The following is an 18,014-nucleotide window of genomic DNA, read 5'->3' as shown; positions in this document are numbered from 1 at the left end:
CCCGGCAACCGCGAGGTTGCCGGGGCATTTTCATTGCCTGCGCGGTGCGGCGGCCGCGCCCCGATCAGTCCGCGAACTCGTAGGCGTCCATCGCCAGCGCGCCGTAGGAGACCTCGTCGGTCAGGCGTTGAAAGCCCGCCCCGCCCGCACCCAACGCCACGTACAGCGGCATCAGGTGATCGTCGTGCGGATGGGCCTGCGCCGCGTCCGGCGCCTGCGCTTCCCAGTCCAGCAGCGCCGGCAGGTCGCGCCCGGCAAGCTTGTCGGCGTACCACTGCTGGAAGGCCGGCACATAGGGCAGCGCGGGCGCGTCCTGCGGCATGCGCACGTGGCGCAGGTTGTGCGTCAGCGAGCCCGAGCCGATGACCAGGATGTCCTCGTCCCGCAGTCGGGCCAGCGCGCGGCCGAGTTCCAATTGCCCGGCCGCGTCGCGGCCCATGTCCAGGGACAGTTGCACCACCGGCACGTCCGCTTCCGGATAGAGGTAGCGCAGCGGCACCCAGGCGCCATGGTCCAGCGGACGGCGCGGATCCAGGTCGGCGACGATGCCCGACTCGGCCAGCAAGCCCTGCACCCGCGCCGCCAGCTCAGGCGAGCCGGGAGCCGGGTACTGCAGCGTATAGAGTTCCTGCGGAAAACCGCCGAAATCGTGCCAGGCCACCTGGCGGTCGCGGGTGGACAATGCCAGGCCCTCGCCCATCCAGTGCGGCGACACCACCAGGATGCCTTTGGGCTTGCGGCCTTGCGCCGCGCTCCAGGCGGCTAGCGCCGGGCCGGTCTGGCCGGGCTCGACGGCGAGCATGGGGGATCCATGGGAAACGAAAAGCGTAGGCCAGCGCATGGCAATGCCTCCTGATATTGAGTCGATGTGAGCATTTTCCGCCGTTTCATCTCAGCAATAAATAACCTTAATTGACATTAACTATTGCTACTTAAGCATCAATAAGCTCGTAGGCCCATCGCTGCGAGCTCTGGCAGGGCCGTCGCGCCGCAGTGCGCGCCGGGCGTTAAACTACGCAGTTGCACACTTACTGGACGCTCCCCGAAGTTATGGCCCGATCCCGCAGCCAATCCGCTCCCCGCCTCACCCGTGACGCCGCCAAACTGGTCACGCTTGCCCAGGCGCTCAACCGCTCGGGCAGCCGCCTCGAAGACGTGTTCTGGGAGAACCTGCTTGGCGAAGCGATTCCGAAGTTGCTGAAGGCAGGGCAGGACGCCCCCCTGGAAGCGGCCCTGGACCACCTCGCCCAGAGCGATGTGGGCGCCTACGAGATCCTGATCGAACAGGCCGAAACCCTGTCCGAATCGATGAAGATCGAGAAAAATGGCGTCCGCCATGACATTTTGCTGGTCGTGGCGCCCATCGTCGCCTGGACCCGCTACGCCATCCCTACCGGTCCGATTTCGGCCAGCGCGCAACAGGCGCTGGTCGCGCAGCTGCACGGCCATGTCCTGTCCAGCAAGGCTCGCAGCACGCTGATGCCCATGCTGGTCAGCGTGGACCAGATGCCGCGCACCTTCTCCGAAACCTGGCAATGGCTGCAGCGCCTGGGCACGCAGGCGCTGGGCGCCGAAACCACCAAGCCCGCCCTGAATACCGAGACCGAAACGGCCAACATGCTGGCCGACACGCGCTACATCGTGGCGGCCGTCGCGGTGCCCGAAGGCGAGCCGATCTTCCGCTGGCAGGAACAGCTGGGCGAGGCCGAGGCCAGCCGCGACGCCTGCCAGGAACAATGGGCGGCGCAGGCCCAGCCCACCCTGGCCAATCTGCTGCCCGGCTGCGGTTTCGAAGCCCTGCTGCCCGACGCCTACTACGTCAGCAACCGCGAAGCCGACCGGCGGGTACGCCCGCTGTCGCTGCGCGCGGCGGTCAGCTGGCTCGAAGGCGCGGTCAGCCTCGAAGCCTCCCAATTGCGGGCAGTGGTGGCCGGCTGCGGCGAAAGCCGCATCGACGAGTATCGCATCGGCTTTACCGCCCGCAGCAGCAACGACGTCTACTACGGCTGCGTCTGGCCCCTGTATGGCCGCGAAGAAGACCTGCCGGCCGATGAAGGCCAGCCCGACGTGGTCGACGAGATCGCCGCGCTGCTGAAGGAATACGGCGTGACCGAAGTGCGCCGCATCCCCGGCGTGCTGCCGCCCGAGTACTGTGAAGACTGCGGCGCGCCCTACTTCCCGAATCCCCTGGGCGAACTGGTGCACGCCGAACTGCCCGAGGACGCGGAAGCCTCCCCGGCCAAGTTCCACTAGGCGGCAATGCAAGCGGACATCTTCTGCCGGGTCGTCGACAACTACGGCGACATCGGCGTCTGCTGGCGCTTGGCCCGCCGGCTGGCGCACGGCCGCGGCTGGGATGTGCGCCTGTGGGTCGACGACCTTGCCAGCTTTGCGCGCATCCAGCCCGGCATCGTTGCCGGGCTGCCGCGCCAGCAACTGGCCGGCATCGACATCGTGCACTGGTCCGATACGCCGGATCCGGCGCTCGGCGCCCGCGACGTGGTGATCGAGGCCTTCGCCTGCGATCCTCCCGAGGCGTTCCTGGACAGCATGCGCCGGGTGCATCCGGCATGGATCAACCTGGAATACCTGAGCGCCGAGGCCTGGGTGGAAAGCTGCCACGGCCTGCCCTCGCAACGGCCGGACGGGCTGGTCAAGCACTTCTACTTTCCCGGTTTCACCGCCGCCACCGGCGGCCTGCTGCGCGAACCCGGCCTGTCAGCCGAACGGGACCTCCTACAGGCATCGCCGCAAGATCAGGAGGCCTTCCTGCGATCGCTGGGGGTGGGGCAAGATCTGCTGTTGCGCCGCGGCGACGGCGCACGCACCGTGTCCCTATTTTGCTATCCCGCCGCGCCGGTGGCGGCGCTGGCCGCTGCGCTGTCCGCCGACCCGCGCCCCAGCGTGCTGCTGGCGCCCGAGGGCGTGGCCCCCGGCCTGGAAGCTGCCTGCGCGGCGCCGGGCGCTCCGCTGATCGCCCGGCTGCCCTTCGTCGCGCAGCCGGATTTCGACCGGCTGCTGTGGTGCTGCGACCTGAACTTCGTGCGCGGCGAGGATTCCTTCGTCCGCGCCGCCTGGGCCGCGCGCCCGCTGGTCTGGCAGATCTATCCCCAGGATGAGAACGTGCACCTGGAAAAGCTGGAGGCCTGGCTGGCCCGCTATCCGGCCCCGGAAACCGCTCAGGCGCTGATCCGCGCCTGGAACCAAGCGGAAACCGGCGCAACCTCCGCGGCACTGTCGGCCGCCCTGGCGCCAGCCGCCTGGGCGGACTGGGCCGCCGCCGCGCGGGCCTGGGACGCGAGCCAGGCGGCGCTGCCGGATCTTGCCGAAAATCTGGCTGATTTTTGCGCAGACTTGGCCAAGAAACGTTAGAATAGAGAGTTTTCCGAGCGCCCTGTATTTGTCGGGCCTCTACTATGACGCCTCCCGGGGTGTGCACGAAGCCGCTAGAAGCTATAGCTGCGGCGGCTTTTTGCAAGCACGGCGAGTGCACCCATCACCCCCGGAGTTTTATCGATGAAAACCGCTCAGGAATTGCGAGTCGGCAACGTGGTCATGGTCGGCAAGGATCCCCTCGTGGTCCAGAAGGCCGAATACAACAAGTCTGGCCGCAACGCCGCTGTTGTGAAGCTGAAGTTCAAGAACCTGCTGACCGCCTCGGCCAGCGAATCGGTCTACAAGGCCGACGAAAAGTTCGAAGTCGTCCAGCTCGACCGCAAGGAGTGCACCTACTCCTACTTCGGCGACCCGATGTACGTCTTCATGGACGAAGAGTACAACCAGTACGAAATCGAAGCCGAAAGCATGGGCGACGCCCTGAACTACCTGGAAGAAGCGATGCCCGTGGAAGTGGTCTTCTACGACGGCCGCGCCATTTCGGTTGAACTGCCCACGACCATCGTGCGCGAAATCACCTACACCGAACCCGCTGTGCGTGGCGACACCTCGGGCAAGGTGACCAAGCCCGCCAAGATCAACACCGGCTACGAACTGAACGTGCCGCTGTTCTGCGCCATCGGCGACAGGATCGAAATCGACACCCGCACGAACGAATACCGCAGCCGCGTCAACAACTGATCCGGCAAGCAGGCAGAAAAAAAGCCAGACCTTCGGGTCTGGCTTTTTTATTGCCGCGGTGCGCACTGGCGCTACTGCAAGCGCTCGTCGTCCAGGAAGTCCGGCACGGCCATGACGTCGATGCCCTCGTCGGCCAGCGCCACGCGCTCCTCGGGCGTCGCCGTGCCGCGGATCGGGCGGTCATCGGCATCGCCTTCGTGGATGCGGCGCGCCTCTTCGGCGAAGCGCGGCCCCACGTTCTCGGTATTGCGCAACAGCGTGCGCACCTGGCGCATCACGGCCGCCTGCAAGGCCGCCATCTTGTCGGCGTCGGAAGCGTTGGCAGGCACGGCCGGCTGGGCGGCGGGCGCGTGCAGGTGGGCGACGTTCAAGCGCGGCGCGGACAGCCGCTTCGTGATGCTGCCGGAACCGCAAACCGGGCACGTGACGAGGCCGCGCGCCTGTTGCGCGTCGTAGTCTTCGTGCGAACTGAACCAGCCCTCGAAAATGTGGCTGTGCTCGCACTGGAGGTCGAAAACTTTAAGTGCCATGGCGTCTATATGGGGTGCAACTCCCAGAATACAAGAAAGCGCGCGCCTCGGGCTGCTAGTCCCTGGCGTGCGCAATGCCTTTCCCGGCTGCCCAGGACAAAGCGGGCCCGCAGGCCCGCTTTTCCGGCTGCCCGAAGGCTTATTTGGCGCGGTTCTGCGCGGAGGGATTTGCCACCAGCGCCTGCTGCGCCTGCAAGGCGTCGATCTGGCGTTGCAGATCACGCAGTTGCTGGCGCACGTCCTTCTGCTGATCGGCCAGCGCCGTGGCTTCCTGGCGCGATTGCTCCTGGCGCGCCGCCACCTGCTCTTCCTGCTGCATGCGCAGCGTGCGGTCGGCCTGCAAGGTGCTCAGTTCGGCGCTGCGGCTGGCCAGCAGCTTCTCGGCATGCGCGTACTCGGCCTGCATCTTGATGCGCTTGATGTCCACCTCGGCCAGGTCGGCCGATTGGGCGACGAAGGCGCGGTAAGTCGCTTCGGCCTGCTTATCCGACTTAGTCTTCACCACGCGCCAGAAATCCTTTTGCTGGAACAGGGCGACGTAATAGGTCAGGTCGTCCGGCTTGAACAGCAGGCTGGCGCCGTAGGTGCCGTTGTAGGCGGTGCGCAACTCCGACACCTGGCGGCTCTGGATCAGGCTTTGCAGCTCCGACAGCGTGGAGGCCGGGCGCGCGGCCGGCGGCGGCGCGGGGGGAGTCACGGGCGTGGATGCCGCCTGGGTATCCTCGACCTGTTTAACCGTGGGCCGGGGCGCTTCGGATTGCGCGCTGGCGCAAGCGGCCAGGCCGGACAGGGCCGTGCCCAACAGCGCCATGCGGACGGCGCCACGGATAAATTGGACGTTCATGCCTTCCCCAAAAAAATCGTTGCGGAACTATAGCAATTTATTGCGGCCGGGACAGACGCGCTTACATGCGGCGGACCCGGAACTGTCGCCCCCTACGGGCCATTCCCTATTGCGTGTTCATACGGTCTCGGCAACGCCATCGGCGGGTTCGCCCTGGCCTGCGCCCAGTTGCAGCTTGCGCATTTTTTCCCACAACACCTTGCGGCTGATGCCCAACGTGTGGGCGGTGTCCTGGCGGCGCCAGCCATTGGCTTCCAGCGCCGCCAGCACGCGCTCGCGCTCCGCGCGTTCGGCATCGGTGAAGACGGCGGGCTCAGCCCGCGCGCCGGCCGCCACGCCCGCCACGCGCAGCGGTTCGGCCAACTGGTCGAAAATGCGTTCGATGCGCGGCGGGTCCCAGGCCTGAAATTGCCGCCGCACGATGGCGACGCGCTCGGCGACGTTGGACAGCTCGCGCACATTGCCCTCGTAGCGCGTGCGCGAGACGCGGTCCAGCAGCCATTGGGGCGGTTCGCTGTCCACGCCCTGGCCCTGCAGCAAGGCGCGGAAGATCGCCGCCTTTTCTTCCGGCCCGCGCTGCTCCAGGTTGGGGATGCGCAGTTCGATGACGGCCAGCCGGTAGTACAGGTCCGCGCGGAATTCGTCCTGCCCCACCAGCACCCGCAAATCCTTGTTGGTGGCGGCGACCAGGCGGAAGTCCACCGGCACCTCCACGGTCGAGCCCAGCCGCGTCACCGTGCTTTGTTCCAGGACGCGCAAGAGCTTGACCTGCTGGTACAGCGGCAGATCGCCGATCTCGTCGAGGAACAGCGTGCCGCCGCTGGCCTGCTCGAAGTAGCCCTTGTGCGCGCCTATCGCGCCGGTGAAAGCGCCCTTGGCGTGGCCGAAGAAATGCGCCTCGAACAGGCCTTCGGGGATGGCGCCGCAGTTGACCGCCACAAAGGGGCCGCCGAACCAGGCGGCATGGTCGTGCAGCAGGCGGGCAATGCGCTCCTTGCCTACGCCGGTCTCGCCATGGATCAGCACGTTGCTGCGGCAGTCGGCATACATCTCCGCCTCGGCCAGCAGGTCCTGCATGCTCGCGGACACGGCGATCAGCGGCTGCTCGCGGCGCGGCGCGGAACGCGTGAGCTGATTCAGCGTGCCCAGCAGCTCATACAGCAGCTTGCGCAGGTCGGCCGTGGTGAAGGTCAGCGGCAGCGTGTAGGAGTATTCCGGCGGGTAGTAGCGCGGGTCGCGGCCGCGCGCTTCCGCGGCCACCCAGATGACAGGCAGGCCCTGCGCCGCCAGCCAGTCATAGCCGCTGAAGCGCTTGTCGCCCATCACGGAGACCGACACCAGGGCCACGGCGGGCCGGGCCAGGTCGCGCGGCGGCGGAAACGCGGTGCCGGCGTCCGCCCGCAGCAGCGACACGTCCATGCCCGCCAGGCAGCGTTCGGCACGGCTGGCAATGTCGGAGGTGCCCTCCCAGACGTATACGTCGAATTCTTCGCGCGCGAAATTCTGGCTCATCGCTTGGACCATGCGTGAAGGAAAGGGATAGGGGTCAGGAGCTTCATCATCAGTACACCAGGCGGGGCTTGCCGCAATCCACGGAGATCAGGGATACGTCGGTCTGGCCCAGGCTCAGGCCCAGCGCGTTCAACAGCTGCTGCAGCACCGCCGACAGCGAATCCAGCAGAGGGGCCAGCAAAGCCATGACGACGGACAGCACACCGCCCACCTGGTCATCGCCGCTCAAGGCCAGCGTGCCGACCGCATCGATGCGGCACAGGCGTATCTTGTCCGGCGCAAAGTACAGGGCGCAGGCTACGTCGCTGAGCGGCGCCGCCAAGAGCGATTTGAGAATATTTCCGACCAATTGCAGCGTGCCGCCCAGCACCCCTGTCAGGCCGCCCGTGGTCAGGCGTGTACCCAACTGGTCCATCGCGGTCTTGGACCACTGCATGTCGTTGACGACTTTCGAGACCGTCTTGCCCGCGTTGTTCGGGTCTTCGCCCACCAGTTTGGCTGCGAGGTCGCTGCGTTCCTTTGCGCTCAACGGCGTGCCGGTACTGTAGAGGTCGCCCAGGATGCCGCCGATCAGCGCGTCCGCCAGATTCGCGACCAGCTTGGACAGGTCCAGGTTGGTGGCGTTGACGGTCGCGGTGGAATTGGGCGACGGCGGCGCGGTCAAGGTCACCGGCACGGGCGCCGAGGAATTGAACACCGGCAGCGCAACCCTGGCAGTGAGCGGCAGTATGCCCAGCACGTTCAAGACCTGGTAGCGGCCAACGGAGCCGAATGCGCTGGGCTCGCAGCGGTTGGTGAGTGACTGGAAATTGGCGGATTTGGTGTCGGTGTTGGACTCCATGCCCGGGAAACGTCCCAGGCAGACGCTGGCCGCGGCCGAGGTCACGTCGATCATCGCCTGGTTTTCGGCCAGCGGCGCTTCGCACAGCTTGCGCAGCGTGCCCGTGGATTGCGCCACGTCGATGATGATGGGCAGGTCCACCTTGGTGTTCAGGGTGTTGGCCAGCAAAGGCCCCACCAGCGGGATGGTGCTGGTGTTGACGCGCAGATACACGCGAATGCCGGCGCTGACGGCCTGCACGCCTACGCCGCCTACCGCCACCGCAGGCGGCTCGACGATGCGTACCCGCGCGTCCAGGCCCAGCAGCGGCACGCTCAGCCCCAGATTGATCAGGTTGCTGCCGTTGGCGATGGCCAGGCCGGTTTCCAGGATGTTGAGCGCATTGACCTTGGCCTGCAAGGCGGCGCTGGGGTCGCCGCCCACCACGTCCAGATTCAGCACGCCGCCGTCTCCGAACAGCTTCACGGGCAGGTTGAGCGGCATCAGGTCCAACACCGTGTTGATGGCTGCGCTCAGCAGCCCGACATCGGCGTTGGCGGTTCGCTGCTTGTCGATGACGCTCAGCGTGGCGCGCAAGAGCTGACCCAGGGTGAGGTTGCTTAAGGCCGCCAATTGCTCGGGCGTGCCCACGCCGGCCGCCACCGACAGCGGCAGGCCCAGCGCTTCCAGCAGGCCGGCCGGGGTGATGCCGACATTGGCCAGGCCGGCGGCGTCCAGCACATCCAGTTGCGTGGGCGACGCCCCCGCCGTGGCCAGCAATTGCGACAGCAGACCGCCCCGCTCCAGCCGCAGCAGCCGCGATCCCACCGTGAAGGTGGCCACCGGCTGCGTGTTGGTGGCCACCGCCGCGACCGACGCCGTGACCCCACCCACGCCGGGGATCAGATTGGCCAGCTGCTTGCGCACCGCAACCCGCACCGCGTTATAGGCCTGGCCGCCCGCCGCGTCGAAGACATGCATGCCGGACGCGTCGGAGCGCGTCGGATCCCACACCTTGCATTCCACCGTGAAATCCGCGGCCGTGAACAAGTCGAGGATGTTCGGCACATTGGCCAGGGCCGAGGCTTTGCCCGCGGCGGCGGCCCGAGCGCAATCCGCGCTGGAGCCCAGGTTCAGGACCTGCACGGCCGACAGCGCCGCCAGGTCCGCCGCCTTCTGCATCTCGCGCTTCATGTAGTAGCCGTAGGCGAGCTGCAGCACGCCCAGCAACACCACTCCCACCAGCACCGCGAAGACCACGGCGACGGTCATGCTGCCGCGTTGCCGCGGCGGCGAGGAAGGATGTGGACGGCCGGCCGACATGCTATTGCGACTCCGTTTCCGCAGGCGGCGGAGAAACAGGTTCCCTGGATTCACTGGACGTTGGGGATCTCCACATTCCGGTCGAACCACTCTGGAATCGGACGCTTGAAGCTTTCCAGATAGCGGTTCCAGGCCGCCGTGGAGACCGGCCCCAGCACGGGCAAGGCATTACCGGCGCGCCGGCCGTCGGCCTGCGCCGCCAACAGGCCGCGCGTCACATCGCCGAAACCCTCCTGCGCCGCGGGCGCGGCGGCCGGCGCTTGCGGCAGCGGAGTCTGCATCTGCTGCACCACCGGCCGGTCGGGCATGGCGGCTGCGGGGGTCGATGCGGGCGCAGGCGCAGGCGCAGACGCAGACGCCGGCGCGGGCGCGCCGCTCGGAGCGCCCGACATGCTGCCCGTCAGCGGCGCATTGGATTGCGCATGGCCGGCGGAAGGCGCCAGCGCCCCCAGGGCGCAGACCAGGATGAACAATGCGTGCTGGGTCGAATGAGACATGGCAGTCTTCCTCAAGACAGGGTTAGCGCACGATGGGGCCGTTGCCCAGCCCTTCCATCAAAGGGCTCATCATCGGCATGACCGTCTGCCCGCCGCTGGACACCCTGGTCGCCGGCGCGTAGGACGCGCCCGGCACCGGGGCCAGTTGGCCGCGGATCTCGGCGGCCAGTCGCAGCACCTGGCCGCGCGCTTCCTCGCTCAGTTGCGCCCGCTCCATCAGACGCTGCGCCTTGAGCGGATCGCCCTCGACCAGCAGCAGCACCGCCAGGTTCGCCAGCACCTTGCCGCTTTCCGGCGTCAATTCAGCCGCCTGCCCCAGGGGCACGCGCGCGCCCGCCGGATCGCCCGCCCGCAGGCGCGCGTAGCCCAGGTCGCCCAGGATCCGAGCGTCCATGGGCGCCAACCTGGCCGCGCGCGAAAAGTAGTCGGCCGCCTGGTCGAACTGCCCGCGCGAACCGGCGATCAAGCCCAGGCCATGCCAGCCCTCGGCGGCCTGGTCGGTGGCGGTCAGCGCGCGGTAGGCCTGCTCACTCTGCGCCGCCTGTCCGGTCTGGCGCAGCGCCTCGGCGCGCAGCACCGCCACCCGCGCGTCGTTGCCGTACTTCTGCTGATAGCCATCGATGTACGCGAGCGACGCGTAATAGCGCTCCTGGCGCTGCGCCTCGACGATCATGGACAGCATCATCTCTGGTTCCTTGGGCCGGCTCTTGCTCTGGGCCTCGTCTTCCTTCTGACGCATCAAGGCCTGTTCCTGCTGCTGTTGCTGGATCAGCTGCCAGGCGGATTCCGCGTTGTTGGTCTTGCATCCACTCAAGCCCGCGCCCGCAGCCAGCACCGTGGCCGCCAGCGCGCAACGCCATGCGCGCGACCTGCTTTCCATTCCGCCGTTCATTACATTCCCCCCATGCGCGACAAGCCGCGCAATACCGCGATAAACCCCGCCCCGCCCGTCACGATCAACAGCGCGGGCAGCAGCGTCACGATCATGACCCCGGTCATCTTGACCGTGGTCTTGCCCACCTTCTCCTTCAGTTCCAGGCGCCGCTTGTCCCGCAGGCGTTCGCCGAAGCGGTTCAAGGGCTCCTGCACCGCGCCGCCGTGCTGGTCGACCTGCGCGATCAGGCGGCAGATGGCGGACAGGTCGTCGTTGTCGAAGCCCGCGGCCAGCCTGGCCAGCGATTGCTCGCGCGTGCGGCCGCGCACATACAGTTCGGAGGCCAGGCGCAATTCAAACGCCAGCACCGGCAGCACCTGGCCGAACTCCTTGACCAGCACCTGCAGGCTCTGGTCGATCGACAGGCCCACGCCCTGCAACAGGCGCAGCAGATCGATCAGCAGGGGCAGCTCGTCGGCCGCCTGCCTGCGGCGGCGCGCCAGGCGCCGCTGCACGATCCATTTGGGCAGCATGTAGCCGATCGCGAAGCCGAGAAAACCCGCGACCAATGCGCCCATCGGCATGTCGGGAAGGTGCTTGCTCAAGTCCAGCGTGACCGCCGCCACCGGCAGCAGGATCGCCAGGCCGACCCGGATCAGCACGAAACGCGAACGCGCGGTGCCAGGATTGGCATAGCCCGCCATGTCCACCAGCTTGCGGTCCTCGGAAGCCAACAGCGCGTCGGCCAGCCGGCCTTCGCTCAGGCGTTTGCCGAAGGTGTCGGCCGCCCGCGCTGCCGCCGCCAGCCGCCCCGGCCCGCCTTCGCCGCGCTGGGGCGCCGAGGCCGCGCCACCCTCGCGCGCGGCCAGCGCCTGATCCACCACCTGACGGCTGCGGCCCTGGCTGCGCAGGCGCCGCGCCATTCCCAGGCCCAACACCACCAGGCCGGCAGCCACCAGCATCAGCGCCATCGCCAGCACGGTGCTTGCATTCCAGGATTGCAGGGTGTCCATGCGGCGCTCCCTTCAAATGGCCTTGGCCATGCGATACAGCCAATAGCAGCCGCCGACCTGCAGGCACACGGCGGTGAGCAGCATCCTGAAGCCCTGCGGGTCTTGCCACAGGCCCATGAACAGGTTGTTGTTCGCAACGATGATGAAGCCCGCGATGCCCACGGGCAGCAAGGCCAGGATCCAGGCGGACAGCCGGACCTCGGCCGAACTCGCGGTCAATTCGTTGCGCGCCTGGGCCACGTCGCGCATGAAGGCCGCCATGCGTTCCAGCACCTGGTCGCTGCGGCCGCCGAAGCGCATGGCCAGCGACACCACCGCCGCGACCATGTACAGCTCCTTCAGCCCGTACAGACGCGATACTTGCGCCAGCGCCGCGTCCAGCTCCTTGGAGCGGCTCAGGCTGGACGCTGTTTCCACCACCTCGCGCAAGGGTTCGTCGGTGGCGGCCGCGGCAGTCTGGAACGCCGCGCCCATGCTGTTGCCGATGGTGAGCAGGCGCACGATGTTGTCCAGGAACGCGGGCAGCTGCGAGATCATGCGCCGCTGGCGTTTGTCGGCCCGCAGCCACAGCAGGAAGTAGGCAAACACGGCCAGCAGCAGCAAAGTCACCGCTCCCGACAGCGGGCCCAGCAAAACCCAGGCCAGCGCTGCGCCGGCAACGACAGGAAGCGCGATGCGCAAATACAGGCCGACGCTTTGCCGCAGTCCGGCCAGGCGCAGCAAGCGGTCCCAGCCGGAAAAGCCGCTGCGGAATTCGCGCGAGCTCTCGGCAAAGGGCGCATCGGCGCTGGCCTCGTCCCGGCCCCGCTGCAGTTGGCTTTCCAAAAAGGCGGAGCTGGCCGCCCGGCGCGCGCTGCGGCCAGCATGGCGCCACAGCAGCACCGCGCCGATCGCCAGCACCGCCGCCAGGATCGCAAGCACCAGGGCTTCCAGCATCAGCGCCTCCTGCTCCAGAATCCGCCGCCCCCGCCATCGCGGTCGTCCGGCGGGTTGTCGTTGGCGCGCGCTTCGTTGCGCATTTTTGCCAGTTTGGGCGTATGGGGGTGGATGCCCAGCCAGGTCCAGCGGTCCTTCTCCTCGCCGTCCGGCGCCGCATAGGATTCGTGGCGATAGAGCTCTTGCGTGGAGATCACGTTGTCGCCCATGCCCGTGATCTCGGTCACCGACAACACCCGGCGCTTGCCGTTGGACAGGCGCCCGATCTGCACAATGAAGTCCAGCGCGCTGGCGATCTGCCTGCGCAGGCTGTCCTCGCTGCCCTGGAATCCAGCGAATCCGGCCAGCATCTCGATCCGGTACAGGCATTCGCGCGGAGAGTTGGCGTGGATCGTCGCCATCGAACCCTCATGCCCGGTGTTCATGGCCTGCAGCATGTCCATGACCTCGGCGCCGCGCACTTCGCCCACCACCACGCGATCCGGCCGCATGCGCAGGCTGTTGCGGATCAGCTCGCGGATGCTGACCGCGCCGCTGCCGTCAAAGCCCCCCTGGCGCGATTCCAGCCGCACCACGTGAGGATGGTTGAGCGACAGCTCCGCGGTGTCTTCCACCGTGACCACGCGTTCCGTTTCGGGGATGAAGAACGCCAGCGCGTTCAGCAGCGAAGTCTTGCCCGAGCTGGTGCCGCCGGACACCAGTATGTTGCAGCGGTTGTTCACCGCTTCATTCAGTAAGCGGTAGATCTCTTCGTCGAAGCTGCCCAGGGTCAGCAGGTCGGCCGGCTTGAGCGGGTCCTGCCGGAACTTGCGGATCGACACCATGGGGCCGTCCACCGCCAGCGGCTCGATCACCACGTTCAGGCGGCCGCCGTCGGGCAGGCGCGCATCCACCATGGGGCTGGATTCGTCCAACCGGCGGCCGATCGGGGCCAGGATGCGGCGCACGATGCGCAGCACGTGCTGGTTGTCGGTGAAGCGCAGCGTCTCGCGGGCCAGCACGCCGCGGCGCGAGACGAAAACGTTGTCGTAGCCGTTGATCAGGATGTCTTCCACGGCCGGGTCCGCCAGCAGGTCCTCCAGGGGGCCCAGGCCGGCCAGTTCCTTGGTCAGCGCCTCGGCGATGGCGCGCATTTCGCCTTCATTGATGGGCACCCGGCGCAGGCGCACGAAGCTCGCGACCTCGATGTCCACGAACTCCTGGATCGCCGACCTGGCCCAGCGGCCGAACTCCGCGCCCAGCTCTTCGATGCGGGACAGCAGGTGCTCGTAGGCCGCCGTCTTCACTTCCTGGTAGCGGTCCGACGCCACAAAGCCTTTATCGCCGTCGCCGCCGAACTCTATCGTCGCTGTCATGATCATGTCGGGTCCCGTTACCGTCCGTCTGTCTGTCCGTCAACCGACCACCATGCGGCGGTGCACGCCGGGCAGCCAGGTGGCCAGCCAGCCTGCCCGCCCGCCGGGCGTGTTCTCCTCCGTGCAGAGGCGTTCCGCCAGCGTCTGCACCGCGCGCACATAGACATCGCGTTCGGCCTCTTCGTGCAACAAATGCCCGCGGTTCGTGCACACCATCAGAGGCAGCGTGCGGTCCGGCAGCGTGCCCACCAGTTCCAGCTGGAAGCGTTCGGCGATCTGCTGCGCGGTCATGCCGTAGCGCTCGTCATAGCGGTTGACGATCAGGCCCAGGCTGCGCCGCTCCACGTGCAGCTGCTCCAGCTCCTGCAGCAGGCCGGCCAGCGACACCAGCGCGCCCACGCTCTGATCGGTCACGATCCAGTTGAGCTGCGAGGCGCGCGCCAGGCCCGACACGAACTCGGGATTGGTGAAACCGCCCGAATCGGCCACCACGACCGAGAAATGCTGGCGCATGCGTTCGAATACCAGCAGCGAATCCGACTGCGACACGTCGCGCATCTGGCCCAGGTCGCGCGGCAGCGACAGCACGCTCAGGCCATTGGCCGTGTGCGCCATGGCGGATCCCAGCAACGTGGAATCGAGACGGCGCAAATTGCGCGCAGCCTCGGCGAAGTCGAAGTCGCCGCCTATGTTCAGGTAGAGCTGGCAGTCGCCGACGGGCCAGCCCAGGTCCATCAGCGCAACCCGGCTGGACAGGGGTAGCGGTTCGCCGGCAGGCTTGGGCGCCTTGGCGCCGGAGGCGGCGCGCTGGCCGTGCGCAAGCGCCAGGCGGTCCTGCAGCATGCCCGCCAGATGCACCGCCAGGGTGCTGGTGCCCACGCCGGGACGCGCACCCAGCAACACGACGCTGCGGCGCGTGCCGTCCATGCGGCCGCCCGACGGCCGGTCGAGCAGGCGCAGCACTACTTCCTTGATCTCCTGCGGCGCCACCGAGGGGTCGACGAAATCGCTGACGCCCGCCCGCAAGGCGGCGATCGCCCCCTCCGGCTGGCTCAGGAAGCCGACCGCCACGCGCGGCACCGTCGGCGCAATGCGCGCCAGCAAGCGCGCCAGTTCGGCGGACTTGAACAGCTTGCCGGGTTCCTCGTCGCTCAGGGTGAAATCCAGGAACACCACCTGCGGCGCGATCTCCGTCAGGCGCCGCGCCAATTCTTCGATGCGCGGCGATTCCTGGGTCAGCATCCCCAGGTCGCCCAGAGCCTGCCCCAGCTGCGCGGCGACCGCGTTGCCTTGGGAGCAGAACAGGAACCGCGTGCCGTTTTGCAGGCCCACCCATTCGCTGGCATGTGTCTTCATATTGCTCACCGTGAAAAGCCCGGCATCTGCTGGCCGCCCATCGGGCCGGTCAGGTAATAGCCCCAAGCGTTGAATGCCGTATCCGTCTGCTCCTGCTTCGCTCCCGGCAGCGGCAGGGCCACGCCGCGCGCGATGGGGCGCACCAGGCGCGGCGTCACGACGATGACCAGCTCGGTATCCTCCTGGGAGTAATCGACGCTGCGGAAGAAGGAGCCGATGATGGGCAGGTCGCCCAGCATGGGCACCTTGTTGACCATGGCCTTGGTCTGGCGCGACACCAGGCCGCTGATCACGAAGCTTTCGCCATCGCCCAGTTCCACCGTGGTGTCGGCGCGGCGCGTGCGCAAGGCCGGGATGATGGTGCTGGTGTCCGCGCTGGTGTTGATGGCGATGCCGTTGGTGTAATCCAGCTCGCTGGCCTCTGGCGCCACCTTCAGCGAAATGCGGTCGCGCGACAGCACGGTGGGCGTCACGGTCAGGCCGATGCCGAATGGCTTGAAGGTCACGTTGACCGTCCCCAGGCCGCCCGCCTGCGGAATCGGCAATTCGCCGCCGGCCAGGAAGCTTGCGCTCTGCCCCGTCAAGGCCACCAGGGTCGGCTCGGCCAGGACGCGCGCCATGCCGTTGGTCTGCAGCAGGCGCAGCCGCGCCGAGAAGTTGTTGGAGTCATAGAACAGCGAAAAACCGGACGCCAGCGCGCCTCCCAGGCTGGCAGGCATGGTGGAGCTGCCGCCGCTCCAGGGGCCGTTGCTGGCCGTGAAGCTGATGCCGGCCGCCTTCATCACCGAACGCGACACTTCCACGACCTTCACCTCAACCTGCACCACGCCGCCGGTGCCCGCGGTCGACATGTCCACCACGTTCTTTTCCCCGCCCACGGCGGACGCCGCCATGGTGGCCGATGCGATCTGCCCCAGCTGCGACTCGGCATGGCCCGAGACGACGGCGTGGCCGTCGGCGATGTCGACGTTGGCGCCGCCGCCCAGGCCGCGGCTCGCCAGCACGCCCTGCACGCTGCCGCCGACGCGGACGTTCCATATCTGCGGCGCGGCGTTGTTGCCGGTCCAGATCTGCAATTGCGTGGTGCCGGGCTTCTTGCCGTAGAGCAGCACGGAGGCCGCGCGCTTGCCGGTGGCGGGCAAGACCTTCACGTCCGCCACGTCGGGGTCGCCGATGGCGATGCGCGCGGGCGCGCCGCCATCCAGCACGAGGCTCTGCTGCCCCTTCACCGCCATCGAGATGTCGCGGACCGGCGCATTCGCGCCAGCCGCCGGCGCCGCGGTCTGTGCCAGGCTGAGGCCCCCCAGTGTCATCGCTGCCGCGGCCGACAGGAGGCAGATCATGGTGGTGCGCTGATGTTTCTTCATGTGCAGGACCTGATGATGGAAAGAGTCCGGCTGCGGCCAGCGCCTGGTCCGCCCGCAGCCCCGTTCAATAGCGCACGCGCTCGGATTTATCTCCTCGGATGATTTCCACCGTCCGGCCGCCGCCGGAACCCTGGGGCCGGCTCGCGGCGCGGGCGGCAGGCGCCAGCGCCGCGGACGTGGTGCCGTCCAGTTGCACCAGGCTCTCGCCGGCGTAGGCGCGGTTGGGGCCCGACTGCAGCGACTCGCGCTGCGCGGCCGTCAAATCGGCGCGGACCGGCAACACCGTGCCGCGTTGGGCGAACAATTGCGCGTCCGGCATGCTGTCGTCGCCCACCGGGCGCAGCGCCAGCTGCAGGCGTCCCGCGCGGCTGGCCAGCATCAGTTCGTTGACCCGGTCGACCGGCACGGCCAGCACCGCGGTGCGCGCCGGCTGGCCCGGACCGCCCTGCTGCAGGGCCGACTTTTCGTCCGGCCCTTCCACCGAGGCTCTGCCGTAGGCCAGCACCCGCACCTGGGACTGCAACAGGCGGGCCTGGCCTACCGCCACTTCGGCGCTTTTTTCGATCATGAAGAACACGTCCACCATGTCGCCGGGGACGATGCGGTTGCCGCCGCCTATCACTTCGTCCACCGCGATGGCGACGGCGCGTTCGCCCGGCTTGAGCTGGCGTGCCAAACCTTGCGTCAGCAGGCTGGGCACGATCGGATCGCCCGCGGCGATGTCGACTTTCGCCACCGCGCCTTCCAGCGGCGCGATGTCGGCAAAGCCGCCGGACAGCGCGACCTGCCACTGGGCCACCGTCAGCATGCTTGCGCTGTCGATGCGCGAACCTGCGGGAATCGGTTGCCGGGCCACCACCACCGGATGGAGCTTGAGCGGTTCCGCCGGCGCCGTCGCGACCGGCGCGGGAGCCAGGCTGGCCGGAGGACTGGCGGGCGCCGACGCCAGGCGCCAGGCCACGAAGGCCAGCACCAGTCCGGCCACCAGCAATATACCCGCGACGATCTTGCTCAGACTGCTCATGGCGCCCCCTGCGATATCTGCACAACGGCCTGCGATTGCAACCTACCCGGGATCCAGTTCCGGTTCGCGCCCGGCAAGGCGGTGATCAGCCCGCGCACGGTCTCCAGCAGCGGCCAGGACTGGGTGTTGTAGGTCATGGCGACGGTGGCGCAATCGGCCTGCCTGCCGCCCGCCCCGGTCCAGGCGCAGGGCGCGCGCGTGGCGCTGCACAGCACCGCCGAACCGGCGGAGAACGAGCCCATCGCAGCGAAACACGCCGCTGCCGGCACATCGGCCTGGCCGTTGAATCGGGCGTAGACAGCGGCGCGCGCGCCATCCGCGGCGGCCGCAGCCAGTTGCTGTTGCATCCAGAACAGCGCGCCGAACCCGACCACGCCGCAAATGAAGAGCAACAGCAGAGTGAGCGTCAGCGAAAACTCCAGCGCCGCAATGCCGCGCTGGCGTTTGCGTGGGGCGCTCCCGAGGCGTTGCGCATAGGCTCGCATC

The 18,014-nt window shown here is 67.9% G+C and carries 17 protein-coding genes; 3 read left to right on the top strand and 14 right to left on the bottom strand.

Features of this window, described 5'->3' with window-relative positions; translation table 11 throughout:
• Positions 1 to 64: 64 nt before the first annotated feature.
• On the bottom strand, positions 65 to 841 hold the full coding sequence (locus AC6LKD_RS23500) for a DODA-type extradiol aromatic ring-opening family dioxygenase (RefSeq protein ID WP_492276273.1): 777 nt from the start codon (positions 839 to 841) through the stop codon (positions 65 to 67).
• A gap of 209 nt (positions 842 to 1,050) precedes the next feature.
• Between AC6LKD_RS23500 and AC6LKD_RS23495 the strand changes: the two genes are divergently transcribed.
• The 3 genes from AC6LKD_RS23495 to efp all read left to right on the top strand — a co-directional run bounded on the left by AC6LKD_RS23495 (position 1,051) and on the right by efp (position 4,077).
• Complete coding sequence (locus AC6LKD_RS23495; RefSeq protein WP_013395064.1) at positions 1,051 to 2,253, top strand: DUF2863 family protein; 1,203 nt, start codon at positions 1,051 to 1,053, stop codon at positions 2,251 to 2,253.
• A 6-nt stretch (positions 2,254 to 2,259) separates the two neighbouring features.
• Complete coding sequence (earP, locus tag AC6LKD_RS23490) at positions 2,260 to 3,372, top strand: elongation factor P maturation arginine rhamnosyltransferase EarP (protein ID WP_498117621.1); 1,113 nt, start codon at positions 2,260 to 2,262, stop codon at positions 3,370 to 3,372.
• A 144-nt stretch (positions 3,373 to 3,516) separates the two neighbouring features.
• A complete protein-coding gene (efp, locus tag AC6LKD_RS23485) occupies positions 3,517 to 4,077 on the top strand; it encodes an elongation factor P (protein WP_013395066.1) in 561 nt (186 codons plus the stop codon).
• Between the two features lie 71 nt (positions 4,078 to 4,148).
• Here efp and AC6LKD_RS23480 read toward each other — a convergent pair whose 3' ends face one another.
• The 13 genes from AC6LKD_RS23480 to AC6LKD_RS23420 form a co-directional block, all read right to left on the bottom strand.
• Positions 4,149 to 4,607 carry a DUF1178 family protein gene (locus tag AC6LKD_RS23480; RefSeq protein WP_498117620.1) on the bottom strand — a complete coding sequence of 153 codons (459 nt, stop codon included), beginning with the start codon at positions 4,605 to 4,607 and terminating at the stop codon, positions 4,149 to 4,151.
• A 139-nt stretch (positions 4,608 to 4,746) separates the two neighbouring features.
• Complete coding sequence (locus AC6LKD_RS23475; protein WP_498117618.1) at positions 4,747 to 5,451, bottom strand: DUF2968 domain-containing protein; 705 nt, start codon at positions 5,449 to 5,451, stop codon at positions 4,747 to 4,749.
• Positions 5,452 to 5,568: 117 nt separating this feature from the next.
• Positions 5,569 to 6,963, bottom strand: a complete 1,395-nt coding sequence (locus AC6LKD_RS23470) for a sigma 54-interacting transcriptional regulator (protein WP_498117617.1) — start codon at positions 6,961 to 6,963, stop codon at positions 5,569 to 5,571.
• Between the two features lie 49 nt (positions 6,964 to 7,012).
• Positions 7,013 to 9,055, bottom strand: a complete 2,043-nt coding sequence (locus tag AC6LKD_RS23465) for a TadG family pilus assembly protein (RefSeq protein ID WP_498117616.1) — start codon at positions 9,053 to 9,055, stop codon at positions 7,013 to 7,015.
• A 101-nt stretch (positions 9,056 to 9,156) separates the two neighbouring features.
• Positions 9,157 to 9,603, bottom strand: coding sequence for a DUF3613 domain-containing protein (locus AC6LKD_RS23460; protein WP_498117615.1), 447 nt, complete (start codon positions 9,601 to 9,603; stop codon positions 9,157 to 9,159).
• Between the two features lie 22 nt (positions 9,604 to 9,625).
• The gene (locus tag AC6LKD_RS23455) at positions 9,626 to 10,483 is read right to left on the bottom strand and encodes a tetratricopeptide repeat protein (RefSeq protein WP_498117613.1); all 858 of its coding nucleotides are present in this window, start codon (positions 10,481 to 10,483) and stop codon (positions 9,626 to 9,628) included.
• A gap of 11 nt (positions 10,484 to 10,494) precedes the next feature.
• On the bottom strand, positions 10,495 to 11,490 hold the full coding sequence (locus AC6LKD_RS23450; protein WP_498117612.1) for a type II secretion system F family protein: 996 nt from the start codon (positions 11,488 to 11,490) through the stop codon (positions 10,495 to 10,497).
• 12 nt (positions 11,491 to 11,502) lie between these two features.
• Complete coding sequence (locus AC6LKD_RS23445; protein WP_013395074.1) at positions 11,503 to 12,426, bottom strand: type II secretion system F family protein; 924 nt, start codon at positions 12,424 to 12,426, stop codon at positions 11,503 to 11,505.
• Positions 12,426 to 13,787, bottom strand: a complete 1,362-nt coding sequence (locus AC6LKD_RS23440; RefSeq protein ID WP_498117610.1) for a TadA family conjugal transfer-associated ATPase — start codon at positions 13,785 to 13,787, stop codon at positions 12,426 to 12,428. Before AC6LKD_RS23440 ends, AC6LKD_RS23445 begins: the two co-directional genes overlap by 1 nt.
• A 33-nt stretch (positions 13,788 to 13,820) precedes the next feature.
• A complete protein-coding gene (locus AC6LKD_RS23435; RefSeq protein WP_498117609.1) occupies positions 13,821 to 15,146 on the bottom strand; it encodes a P-loop NTPase family protein in 1,326 nt (441 codons plus the stop codon).
• Positions 15,143 to 16,504: a type II and III secretion system protein family protein gene (locus tag AC6LKD_RS23430; protein ID WP_498117608.1), complete on the bottom strand. Its 1,362-nt coding sequence runs from the start codon at positions 16,502 to 16,504 to the stop codon at positions 15,143 to 15,145. The genes AC6LKD_RS23435 and AC6LKD_RS23430 overlap by 4 nt, the downstream gene beginning before the upstream one ends.
• A gap of 64 nt (positions 16,505 to 16,568) precedes the next feature.
• Complete coding sequence (cpaB, locus tag AC6LKD_RS23425) at positions 16,569 to 17,528, bottom strand: Flp pilus assembly protein CpaB (RefSeq protein WP_498117607.1); 960 nt, start codon at positions 17,526 to 17,528, stop codon at positions 16,569 to 16,571.
• Positions 17,525 to 18,013: a TadE/TadG family type IV pilus assembly protein gene (locus tag AC6LKD_RS23420; protein WP_492276280.1), complete on the bottom strand. Its 489-nt coding sequence runs from the start codon at positions 18,011 to 18,013 to the stop codon at positions 17,525 to 17,527. Before AC6LKD_RS23420 ends, cpaB begins: the two co-directional genes overlap by 4 nt.
• Position 18,014: the final 1 nt, after the last annotated feature.

It is taken from the genome of Achromobacter sp. D7-1, assembly GCF_059760445.1.
This window is presented reverse-complemented; position numbering and strand designations above follow the sequence as displayed.